Below are 13,960 nucleotides of genomic sequence, written 5' to 3' on the forward strand. Positions count from 1 at the left end.
CGCCCTTGATGAAACTCGACCCACAGACCCTTGCGCAGATCACCGCCGCGACCCTCGGCAATTACAACAGCGTGGCCGACGACTTCCGCGAAGGCACCCGCGACCACGACGTCAGCCAGAATATCGACGCCCTGCTGCGGCATATCGAAGGGCCGGCACCCTGGCAGATTCTCGACTTTGGCTGCGGGCCGGGCCGCGACCTGAAAGCGTTTACCGCGATGGGCCATGTGGCGGTCGGACTCGACGGCTCCGAACGTTTCGCCGAGATGGCCCGTGCCGAGACCGGTTGCGAAGTGCTGCAGCAGAACTTCCTCGAACTCGACCTGCCGCACGGCCGCTTCGATGGCCTCTTCGCCAACGCGGTGCTGTTCCACATCCCCAAACAGGAGCTGCCGCGCGTCCTGCGTCAGCTGCATGCCACGCTCAAACCGGGCGGTGTACTGTTCAGCTCCAACCCGCGCGGTGAGAATCAGGAAGGCTGGAACGGCGAGCGTTACGGCGCTTATCACGACCTGGAATCATGGCGCGAATTGCTGACCGAAGCCGGTTTTGTCGAACTGGAGCATTACTACCGCCCCGCCGGCTTGCCGAGGGAACAGCAGCCGTGGTTGGCGAGTGTCTGGCGGCGTCAGTGATGTGCGGCGCTGTGAACTGCTACTTCTGACAGTATCGCCGAGGAGCTCGCGCGCCTTAGGATGGACTTGCGGCCATCTGCGCAGGCAGCTGGCAATGGAATCCATCTGAACCGATCAAAGGAACTGATCATGGCGACCGAATTCTTGAAAAACGGCAATTTCATCGACGATCTCAAGTACTGGGCAGCGCCGGAGGGCTTCGATCCTGAGTTCGAGCCTTCGCCCGGAGGCAAGGGTCAGAGCATCAAACTGAATACTGGAGTGACCGTAAGTCAGTTCATCGCTCAACTGCCCGCTCCTACCCTGCATATAGAGTTCGATATGCTTAGCGCAGACCTGGACATTGACAAGGTGCTCTTTGTGATAGCTGTGGGTGGCTACAATTCAGAGGGCGCGCTGAATCTCACACCGGTCATAGGCCTCGCCACTCAGGAATGGGAACATTTTTCAGGCGACATTCCGTTCGGAGAAGAGCTTGAAAAATGCTTCGTAAATCTATCGGCGCCTTCTGACACGTCTCGCTTCTCGTTCTCAAACTCATTGCTGGTCCCGCTGTACGGCCCTGTACGGTTCGCTAACCTCAGTCTGTCCCTTGCCGAGGTAGATGGCGAGGACGATGGCGAGCAAGATTGATAGCCACGTAAGCACCCTACCTCCTGATCACAAGCGGCAGGGCACGCCGACCTCAATGCGCCGGCTGCGCGTGCTCCCCGTCATCCTTGTCAGCCGCTTCGCGACGCTGTTCGTCGGTCGGTTCCTTGATGCGATACCAGGCCACATACAACGCGGGCAGGAACAGCAAGGTCAGCAGCGTGGCGATGATGATGCCGCCGATCATGGCGTAGGCCATCGGCCCCCAGAACACCTCCCGGGCGATTGGAATCATGCCCAGGCTGGCCGCTGCCGCCGTCAACAGGATCGGACGACGACGATGCTCGGTGGCTTCGACCACGGCGTCCCACGGCAGATAACCGCTTTTTTCATAGGCATCGATCTGGGTCACCAGAATCACCGAGTTGCGGATGATGATGCCGATCAGCGCCAGCACCCCGAGAATCGCCACGAACCCCAGTGGCGTCCCCGTCGGGATCAGCGCCAGCACCACACCGATAAGCCCCAGAGGCGCCACACTGGCTACCAGGAACATCTTCTGAATGCTGTGCAACTGAATCATCAGGAACGTCGCCATGAGAAACAACATCAGCGGCGCAACGCTGGCAATCGGCCCCTGTGCCTTGCTGCTTTCTTCGACCGTACCGCCGGTTGCCACCTTGTAGCCGACCGGCAGGCCTGCGGCAAACTTGTTGATTTCCGGTTGCAGCTGTTTGACCAGATCAGTTGGCTGAATCGCGTCGCGGACGGCGCCTTTCACGGTGATGGTCGGCTTGCGATCGCGGCGCCAGACCAATGGCTGCTCCAGCTCGTAACCGACCGTGGCAAACGCCAGCAGCGGGATCGACGTGCCGGTCGGTGTCACGATTTGCAGGTTCTGCAGGGTTTCCGGTGTGCCGCGCTCGGCATCTTCGGCACGCCCGACCACATTGATCAGATAGATATCATCGCGCACCTGAGTCACGGTAGAACCACTGACCACGCTGTTCATCAGCTTGGCGACGTCTTCCGACGACAGCCCCAACTGCCGGGCCTTGTCCTGATTGATGTCGATGCGCAGGACCTTGCCCGGCTCGTTCCAGTCGTAGATCACTTCGCCCACATGCGGGTTGTGGTCGAGCAGCGTGGCCAGCTCGATGGCGTGCTGACGCACCTTGTCGATGTTCTCGCCGCTGACGCGATACTGCAACGGACGACCCACCGGCGGGCCCATTTCCAGCGCCTGTACATACGACCCGATGCCGACGAAGTCATCACGCAGGCGTTTTTGCAGACGGGCAGTCAACGCGCCACGCTCTTCCAGGCCTTTGCTGACAATGACCAGCTGGGCGTAGAACGGATTTTCCAGTTGCTGATCGAGTGGCAGGTAGAAACGCAACGCGCCTTGGCCAATGTAGGTGCTCCAGCGCTCGATGTCCGGGTCGTCCTTGAGGCTCGCTTCAAAACGATCAACCACCTTGCGCGTTTCGTTGATCGAGGCGCTCTGCGGCAGGTTCAGGTCGACCAGAATTTCCGGGCGGTCCGAAGACGGGAAGAACTGGTTCTGCACGAACTGCATGGAGAACAGCGACGCGGCGAACAACCCAACCGTGATGGCAATCGCCAGCCACCGATGACGCATGGCCCAGAGCATGCTGCCGTTGAATGCCCGGCCTATGCGACCCGGCTCTTCGGATTTGGGCTTGATGTTGGCGCTCAGAATGTGCACGCCGATCACCGGCGCAAACAGAACGGCAACCACCCACGACACCAGCATCGCCACGGCGATGACAGCAAACAGCGTGAACGTGTATTCCCCCGCCGAGCTGTTGTTCAAACCGATCGGCACAAAGCCGGCCACGGTCACCAGCGTACCGGTGAGCATCGGGAACGCTGTCGAGGTGTAGGCGTACGTGGCCGCCTGCTCCTTGGATTCACCCATTTCCAGCCGTGTGACCATCATTTCCACGGTAATCATGGCGTCATCCACCAGCAGGCCGAGGGCGATGATCAGCGCGCCGAGGGAAATCCGTTGCATGGTAATGCCGCTGTATTCCATGAATACAAACACCATCGCCAGTACCAGCGGAATCGAACACGCGACCACCAACCCTGCGCGAAACCCAAGGCTGACGAAGCTGACCAACAGCACGATAATCACCGCCTCGAACAACGCGCTGGTGAAGCCGCCCACGGCCTTGTTCACCACCTCGGCCTGATCCGATACCTTGTGCACGCCAATGCCGACTGGCAGCTCCGCCGTTGTAGCGTCCATACGCTCATGCAGCGCCTTGCCGAACGACTGGATGTTGCCGCCCTTCTGCATCGCGATGGCCAGGCCGATCGCCGGTTTGCCATCGAAGCGGAACAGCGGCTTGGGCGGATCGGTGTAGCCACGGGTGATGTCAGCAATGTCGCTCAGACGGTAAAAACGGTCATTGATGCGCAGATTGACGGCAGCCAGATCCTTCTCGGAAGCAAACTGCCCGGAGGTACGCACCGAAATCCGCTCCGGCCCGGCTTCGATCACCCCGGCAGGTGTCACCGCGTTCTGCGATTGCAGGCTTTGCACCACCTGGCTCTGGTCAATGCCCAGTGCCACGAGTTTGCGTGTCGAGAAGTTCAGGTACACCACTTCGTCCTGCTGACCGATCATCTCGACTTTGCCAAGGCCGGGCACGTCACGGATGTCGGCGCGAACCTTCTCGACGTAGTCACGTAACTGACGCATCGAGAAACCGTCTGCGGTAAACGCATAGATCGAGCCGTACACATCACCGAACTCGTCGTTGAACGACGGGCCTTGCAGCCCCTGCGGAAACTGGCCACGGATGTCATCGACTTTCTTGCGCACCTGATACCAGATTTCCGGTATCGCCTTGGCATTGGTCGTATCACGCAAGTACACGAAAACCGTGGACTCACCCGGTCGGGTATAGCTCTTCACGTAGTCCAGCGAGTCCAGCTCTTCGAGCTTCTTCTCGATGCGGTCGGTGACCTGCTCGAGGGTCTCGTCCACCGTCGCGCCCGGCCAGCGGGTCTGGATAATCATGGTCTTGATGGTGAAGGACGGGTCTTCCTCGCGCCCCAGCTTCATGTAGGAAAACACGCCCATCAACAGCGCGACGAACATCAGGTACCAGACGAACGACTGATGCTTGATGGCCCACTCGGATAAATTGAAATTCCCTTTCATCGCGGGCTTTCCTCATCGACTTTGACTTTCTGGCCCGGCTTGAGACTGTTGACGCCCGCGCTCACCACTTTTTCACCTGCTTTGACGCCATCGGTCAGCACGAAGGAGTCGCTGTCACGGCTGGCAATAGTCACCGCTCTGGGGTTCACCGTCTGGCTCTGCGAGTCGACGATCCAGACCTGGCGTTTGCCATCGACTTCCTGCAGGGCATTGATCGGCAGACGCATGCGCGGCGTGATGGTCGAGCTGAGCGTCACACTGATGGCCGTGCCAAGCCTGAACGCCGCTGGCGTTTGCGCCAGCGACAGACGCGCACGGCGCGTACGTGTGGTGCGGTCGGCCTGGGGTTCGATTTCGCGAATGGTGGCAGTGGTGTTCACTTCCGGATTCAGCTGACTGGCGACGGTGAATACCACGTCGGACGGTAACTGATCGGCCAGTGTATCGGGCAGGTCGATCACCGCTTCCTTGATGTCCGGCCGCGCCAGGGTCACGACTTCCTGACCGGCTGTCACCACCTGCCCGGCTTCGACCTTCCATTCGGTGACCACGGCGTCGTGATCACTGCGCAGCTCGCTGTAACTCAATTGATCGCGGGCCTGTTGAGCCGCGGCCTTGGCCTGTTCCTGCGACGAGCTGGCGGTCTTCAGATCGGTCAGGGCGATGTCCAGTTGCGCCTGGGCGCCGACACCGCGATCGAACAGCTCCTGCTGGCGGCGAGCATTGGCCTGGGCGTTGATGAACTGCGCCTGCACATTGGCCAGGTCGCCCTGCCGGGCACGCACGGCGTTCTGCTGATCGGTCGGATCGAGGGTTGCCAGCAAATCGCCTTTCTTGACTTCAGCGCCTACGTCAACGTCGCGCCGGGCGATGCGACCCGCCACCCGAAAGCCCAGCACACTTTGATAACGCGCCTGGATATTGCCGGCAAAGCGCCCGAAATCCTGATTCGACTCAGGCTTTGCTTCGACGAAGACGACGGGGCGCACCGGCTCGGGAGGTGTTTCATCCTTGCCACAGCCGCTCAATAGAAAACCGCTCAACAGCAGGCCGCCCAGCGGCAGGCATGACAGACGCTTCATGGCTGCACCTGTGCGTTCGGTTGCTTGGGCTGTTCGGCAATTTCGACCTGCATGTCCGGGTGTAACAACTGTCCGCCTGCCACCACGACTTTCTCTCCACTCTTGAGTCCGTCGCCAATGATGACTTTGGCGGTCAGGTAACGGGTGACGGTGACCTTGCGCAAATTGACCTTGCCCTGCTCGTCCACCACCCACACGGCAGGCTTGCCCAACTGTTCGCCGAGGTCCTTGGTCAGCGCCGCCCAAGGCAACTCGACACTGGCATTGGCCGGCGCACTGAGCGCCACACTGACCACCGAACCCAGGTCCATGCCTTCAGGCAGCGGGTCCAGAGCGATCTTGATCTGCAAGGTGCCGGTTTGCGCCGACACCGCCGGGGTCACTTCGCGCACTTTGCCGCTGACCTTGATGTTCGGGTTATCGAGTAACGTGACCTGCACAGCCTGATTGGTCGGCGGCTTGACGAACAGCGACTCGTAGACATTGAACACGGCATCGCGAGCACCGTCGCGCGCCAGATCGAAAATCGGCATGGTGGCCTGCACCACTTGCCCGACCTCAGCCTGACGCGCGGTGATCACACCCGGCGCATCGGCGACCAGCGCGGTATAACCCAGTTGTTCACGGGCATTGGCCAATTGCGCCTGCGCCGCCTTCAACGAGCTTTCGCTGCCGCGCAAGGCAGCCTGCGCAGAGTCATATTCGCTGCGGCTGGTATAACCCTTGGGCAACAACTTTTGTTGTCGGACGAACGCAGCGCTGGCCTGATTCACGCGGGCCTGCTCGGCAGCCACAGCAGCAGCGGCCGAATCGACATTGGTCTGCAGATCCTTCGGATCGAGCCGGGCCAGCACTTGCCGCGCAGTTACCCGGTCACCCACATCCACATTGCGCTGAATGATCTTGCCATTGACCCGGAATGAAAGGCGGGTCTGCACGCGCGCCTGAACATCGCCGGTCAGCGCAACGCTGGCAGCAAAGTCGGCGCTTTTTACCGTTTGCACGTAAACCCTGGGCAGCTCGGGCGCGGCAGGCTTTTCTTCGCCACAACCGGCCAGTAACGCCAATGCAGCGGCCAGAACGAACGTAACCAGTCTTGAAAGTCGAACGGGCATGCAGACTCCTTGTGCAACTGCCGGATGCGGGCGTGATCAGGGCGAGAGAATAGCGTGAGTATGCGACTGTATGCGAGAGGGAGGGTTCATTGGAGGCGCTATTTGCAGGAGTTTGAAAAGAGGACCTGCCTTGAAATAAACCAGGCAGGTCTTTGGAAGCTGATTCAAAAATTGCAGGTATAGGCCCGGCAACATTGCCATGAGGGTGGGCTTGTCTACGAAAGCTGACCGACACCCGACGCATTACCGAGAACCTGTGCCCTTGTTCCCGGCTAGCGCACGATATTGGGTAAAGCAAACCGATATGATTTAGTTTATATACAGGCAGGCTCAATTCCCAAGAACGGTATTAACAGTGAGCATATCAGCTTTTTGTGTAGCCCCCATCAATACCCTATTTTTTTAATCTCTCAATATTATAAATTTGGCTATCGTATACATCACCCCCACGAATACGGGACATTTCCAACATACCGCCATCCGTTTTCATAACACCCTTTATCAGATTATCATTAAAGTATTTATTGCGCAGCATGAGACTATCCCCAGCAGAAAGTGAACTTTCCGCATAATAAATTTTCTTATCAAGCTGCAATATCTCCGAGCCGTTAATTTGATGAACGATATTTTCCACACCTCGGCCATCCCCCCTCACGCTCTTATACACGCCTAACTCCTGCTTCAATTTATTAATCATTTCCTTGTGGCCAGCGTTTGATTGCGCTCTAGCGGTTCGCGACCCAGCTAACAGCTTTTCAAGCGTACTTTTATCATTATTGACTTTTTTAATCTTGGCTCTGACTTGTTTTAACTTGAAGCCCGTCGTAGCAAATGCCCCCAAGCCGACCATCAAAGAAATGCTCCCAATGACGGTGAGCGTGGTACCGAGCGCGCTGTTCGAATCTTTGAGCCCGGCAGCCGTTGCTATTGCGCCTGCTCCAGCACCACTAAGTACAATGCCTGATATCAAAGCAGCCAACGCCGAGAAATGCCCCGTCGGATCAACCCGGTTAACCGGATCGCCCACACAATACGCGTACGCATTCAACCCGCCCTTGCCAAACGGACTCAGGCTGTCCGGGCTGTTAAAACGCATCAGCACAGGATTGTAGGCGCGATAGCCGTTGCCGAGCAGGTAGTGGCCAGTGACTGGATCAGGCTGCTCGCCGTTGAAACCGGGCAGATCTGCAATAGCCTGCCCGGCTTGATGATGCCCGAACGGCGTATAGGCGATATCAACCGGTCTCCCGTCTTCGCTCACGTGCAGAACGCTATTGCTGCGGTCGCCGGCAATCATTGTTGTCACGACCTCATCGCCCTCGCGACTCTGTTGCGCAAGCAACTGGCCGCCTGCACGGATACAGGTTCGTTGCCTGCCGCCCTGCAACTCAGACATCAGTTGCCCGCCGTTATAGAACCGGTTGGAAACGGCCTGAGCCAGCGGAGTCAATGTGGACACGCGGTCCAGCGGGTCGTAGGTGTACTTGCAGAGAATAGCCATGATCGATCCTTGATGATGGAGTAAGCACTCGGGTGAATCAGACCATAGAAATCATGTACAGATAAACATATCAATACATCATAGCTGTATCAGCATCGTCTGGCTGATCACCCCCGACGGCTGTTCTTCGAATGCGTTTAGCGGTAGTAACAACTTCACTGCTTGAACGCTTTTGCGTAACCAGCTTTATATTTGTCCCTGTACCCTCCCAACGCCTGATGCGTGGGCTGACTATCCGAATGGCGAGCACTGGAGTCAACATGCCTATTGCCGTCGCGAGCAAAATATTCGCAGCAGGAGCGTCAGGATCGACCGCATTGATTACCCGGCTTACTGTAAACACGCTGCTGGCTGCAAGCTGGCCGACTGCTGAAGCCGCTATCAGTTTCGTTGATAAGGGTTCGCCGCCCTTGGCGATAGCCTTTATCGCAGGAACAGCCGTCTTTACACCCACGAAAGCACCGAACAAGCCGAGCCCTATCCAGACAAATGAAAGTACCTGACCAACATCCACCTCATGCCCGGTCGGATCAAACCGATTAACCGGGTCCCCCGCGCAGTACGCATACGCATTCATACCACCCTTGCCAAACGGACTCATACTGTCCGGACTGTTGAAACGCATCAGTGCCGGGTTGTAGGCGCGATAACCATTGCCCAGCAGATAATGACCGGTCAACGGATCGGGTCGCTCACCGTTGAAGCCTGGCAACTGGTTTAATGCTTGCCGATGCCCGTAGGGGGTGTAGGCGATAGGGCCAGGCAATCCGGCCGATACGGTGTGGAGCACGCTGTGCTGTTGGTCCGAGCCGATCAACAACGTGGCGAGCGCTGACTGCATGGCCAGCAACTGACGGTCGCGATGCAGGAAACGAAGGTGTTCCGCCCCCTGAACCTCGCTGACCAGCGTGTCGGACTGATAGAACGAACGGGCAATGGTTCCTATCGCAGGCGTGCGAGCCGCGAGCCGGTCAAGCGCGTCGTAGCGGTAATGGCACAATGTGGTTGGCTGGCGCATGGCGAGTGACCGGAGTGGTCTTGATCAGCGAGGCAGGCCTCTTCAAGCAAACAATGCACCGCAGGGACCGCAGCGGCTACTCGTAGAACTGCTAGGTTTCATCATTATTGTCAGGGGTTCTGAACGCATTCCAGCGAGCGCTCCAGCTCGGCCTTGGCCATATTGATCAGATGCACCACCGAGAACGCCAGATCACGTTTCAGGCCATCGAGGTTATCACCGGTTTCATACGCGGTGGCCGAGGCACAGCGCAGTATGTCGCTGACCTGCATCAGAGAGTCTTCCAGAGAGTTGGGGAGCGGCGGGGATGGGGTTGAGTTGATCATCGCTTATTCCTTTAGCTGACAAGACCACCAGATGCCTGCTGCTAAACAAACAAGGGTGGCGACTTTGACGCGGGTTAGCAGACCGGTGTGGAACAAGCGCAAGCAACCGGCGCACCCGAAGGTGCCCCACGCAAAGCCGCCATAAACGGCACTTGCGCCACTTGTTATCCACAAACAGGCTGCTAAACCCGGTCGCTGAAAAAATCAGCGACCGACGCAGCCTAGTGTGCAGAGTTGGCAGGCACAAGGGCCCGGGATTTTCTAGGAAAGGTCATACGCAGGAAAGCGAAAAGACTGAAGGAAAGGTCCTGCAGGACAGGTTTTTCGTGAGCGGAAGTAACCTGAATCTTTCAGAAGAGGACGCAGAGCGTCCAGAAATGCATACCCACGCGGAGCATGGGTACGATGACATTCCTGAGATCGCCTATCGTTCCTCACGCTCCAGTGGAATGCACTCCGTGACGCTCCGCGTCATCCTCAAGCAGCGCCGATCAGCTGCCCTCGGTGCCGTGTGCTTCTTCGAAGAAGAAATCCTTCCAGCTCGCCGCCTTGTTTTTCAACACGCCCAGCTCATGCAGTTTCTCGGCGTAGATGAAGGTGCGCTGCGGCGTGACGGTGAAGTCGATTTCCGGGTCGGCGACGATTTTCTCTACCAGTGGCAACGGCAGCTTCGATTGCTCGACGCGGATGTAGGTCTGCGCGGCAGCGGGCTTGTCGGCCTTGATGATCTTCTCGGCTTCAGCCAGCGCGTCGTAGAACGCCTTGTAGGTCTTGGGGTTTTTGTCGTGGAATTTCTCGGTGGTGTAGAGCACGTTGAACGTCGCCTGGCCGCCCAGCACGTCATAGGAACTGAGCACCTTATGGACGTTGGGGTTCTCCAGTTCCTGATACTGGAACGGCGGGCTGGAAAAGTGCGAGTTGATTTCCGAGCCACCGGCAATCAGCGCGGAAGTCGCATCCGGGTGCGCGAGGCTGACCGAGATGTTGTCGAATTTCTTGTAGTTGTCGTTACCGAACAGCTTGGCGGTTTCGATCTGCAAGGTGCGCGACTGGAAGCCCACGCCCGCAGCCGGTACGGCGATGCGGTCCTTGTCGGTGAAGTCCTTGAGAGTCTTGACGTTGGGGTTGTTGGTCAGCAGGTAATTGGGCATCGAACCCAGCGAGGCAATCGCCTTGACGTTCTGTTTGCCCTTGGTGCGGTCCCAGACGGTCAGCATCGGCGGCACGCCTGCCGACACCACGTCCAGTGCGCCGGCCAGCAGCGCTTCGTTCATCGCCGTGGCACCTGAGATGCTGTTCCAGTCGACCTCAATGTCCAGGCCCTGCTCCTTGCCGTGTTTCTCGATCAGTTTCTGATCGCGCACCACGTCGAGGATCAGGTAGCCGATGCCGAATTGCTGAGCGATGCTGATCTTGCCTTCAGCCTGAGCGCCGCCGCTGAGCAGCGCGCCAAACAAGCCGAGCGTCGCTGCCAACACAGTCAGTGCCGGGCGTTGAAATGCAGTATTCATGTGGTTCTCACCCTGATTATTCAAAAAAAGACGGCGTTTCAACGCTGCATGCCCCAACGCTTGACGGTCAGGCGCTCGATGTTGGCGAACAGCAGGTTCTCGACCAGCAGGCCGATGAGGATCACCGCCGCCAGCCCCGCAAAAACCTTGTCGGTATACAGCTCGTTACGATTCTGGAAGATGTACCAGCCCAGACCGCCCTTGCCGGAGGACGCGCCAAACACCAGCCCGGCGGCGATCAGCGTGCGCCAGGCAAAGGCCCAGCCGATTTTCAGACCGGCGAGAATCGATGGCAGGGCAGCAGGAATCAGGATGTGCCAGACAAAGCGCAGGCCTTTGAGACCATAGTTGCGCCCGGCCATGCGCTGGGTTTCCGAGACACCCAGAAAGCCCGCGTAAGTATTGAGCGCCAGTGCCCACAACACCGAATGCACCAGCACAAAGATCAGGCTGTTCTGACCCAGCCCGAACCACAGCAGCGCCAGCGGCAGCAGGGCAATGGCCGGCAGCGGGTTGAACATGGCCGTCAAGGTGCTGAGCAGGTCGCGGCCCAGTTGGGTGGACACTGCCAGGGTGGTCAGGGCGAACGCCAGCACGATGCCGATCAGGTAGCCCTGAATCAGCACGGTCAGGGAGATCCAGACCTTGCCCGGCAACTCACCGGAAATCAGCCCGTCATAAAAGGCGGCAGCCGTTTGTAGAAAGCTCGGCAACAGCAGGTCGTTGTTCTGCAGACGTGCGGCCAGTTCCCAGATCACCGCCAGGGCGATCATGATGACGCATTTGCGCACCCAGCTCAGTTGCCAGATGCGCTGTGCCAGGGGCAGATCGCGGGCCAGGTCTTCCTGAGTGAAAGGCTCCAGCGTGATTTCATATTCTTCGCGAGCGGGAGGTGCGAGGCTCATGATTCGGGTTCTCGGTAGTCGTAAAAAGCGTATACAGAACGCTCTGGGAAGCGTTAATACGCACAGCATTCATTATTTAGCCTTTGATTCTGCTCGCAGGGCGTGGAGCGAGTTTGTTCGCGAATGGGCCGTTACATTCTTAAAAGATGCATTGTCTGAACTACCGTCTTCGCGAACGAGTTCGCTCCTACGGCCTTCGGCCAGAATCAAAAACCTGTACCAGTGCGGCCAGTCAATAAGCAATCCGGATGTCCTGAAAATTCAGATCCTGCTCCACCGGCCCGGCCTCGCCCTCATCGAACAACAACCGATGAATACGCTGCGCGGTTTGCTGAAAGCCGACGCCGCCGAGACTTTTCAGGTCGTATTGATGGCTGTTGATTTCCGCCCGTACACGGCCCGGATGCGGCGACAGCAGCAGGATGCGGTTACCGACCACCAGCGCTTCTTCGATGGAGTGCGTGACGAACAGCAGCGTAAAGCGCACCTCGTCCCACAGCTCCAGCAGCTCTTCCTGCATCTTGCGGCGGGTCAGTGCATCCAGCGCGGCGAACGGCTCATCCATCAGCAGGATTTTCGGCTGCATGGCCAAGGCTCGGGCAATTGCTACACGGGCCTTCATGCCACCGGACAAGGTGTGCGGGTAGGCATCGGCAAACGCGCTGAGGCCGACCTTTTCCAGGTAATAACGTGCGCGCTCCAGCGCTTCGGGGCGCTTCAGCGTGCGTGATGCCAGCAGCGGAAACATGACGTTCTCGATCACGGTTTTCCACGGTGGCAACTGGTCGAACTCCTGAAACACCACGATGCGGTCCGGGCCAGGCTCGGTGACCTGATGCCCCGCCAGGCGAATCTCGCCCTCACTGGGCGCGATGAAACCGGCCACCGCCTTGAGCAGCGTCGACTTGCCGCAACCGGATGGGCCGAGCAGCACGAAACGATCGGCCGGATCGACTTCAAAACTGACCTGATGCGTCGCCCGCACCACGCGTTCTGGCGTGCGGTATTCGAGGCTGACGCCGCGAACTTGCAACAAGGCTTCAGCAGTGGGCTGTGCAGCCGGTTGCGGTTGGGTGCTGGTGCTGGCCGTGTGGCCTTGCGCGACAGCATTCATGAACGGCTCTCCTGGATCAAAATGGCGCGGTGCCTTGAATGGTCGTGCGATGCAGCTTGCGGCGCAGATGCGCCGGGCAGCCGGCAGCCAGATGGATCAGGGAACGGTTGTCCCAGAACACCATGTCGTTGGCCTGCCACTGGTGTCGATAAATGTGTTCGGGCTTCACGCTGTGCGCGTAAATCTCGTTGAGAATCTGACGGCTCTCGTCTTCCGGCAGACCGAGGATGCGCGTCGTGAAACCCTCGCTGACGAACAGCGCCTTGCGCCCGTTTTCAGGGTGGGTGCGAACGATCGGGTGGCTGACTTCGACCACCTGCGCCAGTTGCTCGGCGGTCAGGGTCGGACGCCAGTTGGCGGCGTTGTGGCCCTCGGCGTAGCGTGCGGTGTAACTGTGCACCGCTGAACGCCCTTCAACCGCATCGCGCAGGTGTTGCGGCAACGTTTCCCACGCCAGGTGCATATCTGCAAACAGCGTATCGCCGCCTTCACTTGGCAGTTCCTGGGCGTACAACATCGAGCCCAGGCTCGGCAGCTCCTTGTAAGACAGGTCCGAATGCCAGTACTTGCCGGCATCGCCCAGGCCCACGGGCTTATCGTTCTCGACAATATTGGAGACGATCAAGATTTCCGGGTGGTTGGCCAACAGAAACTGCTTGAGCACATGGATCTGCAGCACCCCGAAGCGCCGGCTGAAATCGATCTGCTGCTGCGGCGTGATCTGCTGATCGCGGAACACCACCACATGGTGATCCAGATGTGCCTGATGCACACGAGCGAAGTCGGCATCGTTCAACGGCCTGGACAGATCCAGCCCAACGATTTCCGCGCCCACCTTTTCGGTGAATGGACGCACTTCGAAGGATTGCGAAGCAGGTTGAGCGGACAATGAAGCGAGGGAGGCTGCTGGCATGAGAACTCCGACTCCAGAACAGTGTGACTGAAAGACGAAACTCTATAGGTATA

General features: G+C 58.6%; 12 protein-coding genes. 2 read left to right on the forward strand and 10 right to left on the reverse strand.

Annotated features, from left to right (window positions below; translation table 11 throughout):
* Positions 1–8 precede the first annotated feature (8 nt).
* A complete protein-coding gene (locus V476_RS09725; protein ID WP_003317298.1) occupies positions 9–635 on the forward strand; it encodes a class I SAM-dependent methyltransferase in 627 nt (208 codons plus the stop codon).
* Positions 636–764: 129 nt separating this feature from the next.
* A complete protein-coding gene (locus tag V476_RS09730) occupies positions 765–1,268 on the forward strand; it encodes a hypothetical protein (RefSeq protein WP_024693453.1) in 504 nt (167 codons plus the stop codon).
* Between the two features lie 52 nt (positions 1,269–1,320).
* Here the strand turns inward: V476_RS09730 and V476_RS09735 are convergent, their stop codons facing one another.
* The 10 genes from V476_RS09735 to V476_RS09780 all read right to left on the reverse strand — a co-directional run bounded on the left by V476_RS09735 (position 1,321) and on the right by V476_RS09780 (position 13,907).
* The gene (locus V476_RS09735) at positions 1,321–4,422 is read right to left on the reverse strand and encodes an efflux RND transporter permease subunit (RefSeq protein ID WP_024959417.1); all 3,102 of its coding nucleotides are present in this window, start codon (positions 4,420–4,422) and stop codon (positions 1,321–1,323) included.
* A complete protein-coding gene (locus V476_RS09740; RefSeq protein WP_024959416.1) occupies positions 4,419–5,504 on the reverse strand; it encodes an efflux RND transporter periplasmic adaptor subunit in 1,086 nt (361 codons plus the stop codon). The genes V476_RS09735 and V476_RS09740 overlap by 4 nt, the downstream gene beginning before the upstream one ends.
* Positions 5,501–6,619 (reverse strand): efflux RND transporter periplasmic adaptor subunit, encoded by a 1,119-nt coding sequence (locus V476_RS09745; protein WP_024959415.1) that lies wholly within the window; start codon positions 6,617–6,619, stop codon positions 5,501–5,503. The genes V476_RS09740 and V476_RS09745 overlap by 4 nt, the downstream gene beginning before the upstream one ends.
* Positions 6,620–7,013: 394 nt before the next feature.
* On the reverse strand, positions 7,014–8,120 hold the full coding sequence (locus tag V476_RS09750) for an RHS repeat-associated core domain-containing protein (RefSeq protein ID WP_024959414.1): 1,107 nt from the start codon (positions 8,118–8,120) through the stop codon (positions 7,014–7,016).
* 70 nt (positions 8,121–8,190) lie between these two features.
* Entirely contained in the window at positions 8,191–9,138 is a 948-nt protein-coding gene (locus V476_RS09755) for an RHS repeat-associated core domain-containing protein (RefSeq protein ID WP_024959413.1), read from the reverse strand.
* Between the two features lie 110 nt (positions 9,139–9,248).
* Positions 9,249–9,464 (reverse strand): DUF6124 family protein, encoded by a 216-nt coding sequence (locus V476_RS09760; protein WP_003392450.1) that lies wholly within the window; start codon positions 9,462–9,464, stop codon positions 9,249–9,251.
* Between the two features lie 491 nt (positions 9,465–9,955).
* Positions 9,956–10,975 (reverse strand): ABC transporter substrate-binding protein, encoded by a 1,020-nt coding sequence (locus V476_RS09765; RefSeq protein WP_003341510.1) that lies wholly within the window; start codon positions 10,973–10,975, stop codon positions 9,956–9,958.
* A 38-nt stretch (positions 10,976–11,013) separates the two neighbouring features.
* A complete protein-coding gene (locus tag V476_RS09770) occupies positions 11,014–11,880 on the reverse strand; it encodes an ABC transporter permease (RefSeq protein WP_024959411.1) in 867 nt (288 codons plus the stop codon).
* A gap of 232 nt (positions 11,881–12,112) precedes the next feature.
* Positions 12,113–12,994, reverse strand: a complete 882-nt coding sequence (locus V476_RS09775; protein WP_024959410.1) for an ABC transporter ATP-binding protein — start codon at positions 12,992–12,994, stop codon at positions 12,113–12,115.
* 16 nt (positions 12,995–13,010) lie between these two features.
* On the reverse strand, positions 13,011–13,907 hold the full coding sequence (locus tag V476_RS09780; RefSeq protein WP_003341514.1) for a TauD/TfdA dioxygenase family protein: 897 nt from the start codon (positions 13,905–13,907) through the stop codon (positions 13,011–13,013).
* Positions 13,908–13,960: the final 53 nt, after the last annotated feature.

It is taken from the genome of Pseudomonas syringae KCTC 12500, from assembly GCF_000507185.2.
In the GTDB taxonomy this organism is placed as follows: Bacteria; Pseudomonadota; Gammaproteobacteria; order Pseudomonadales; family Pseudomonadaceae; genus Aquipseudomonas; species Aquipseudomonas syringae.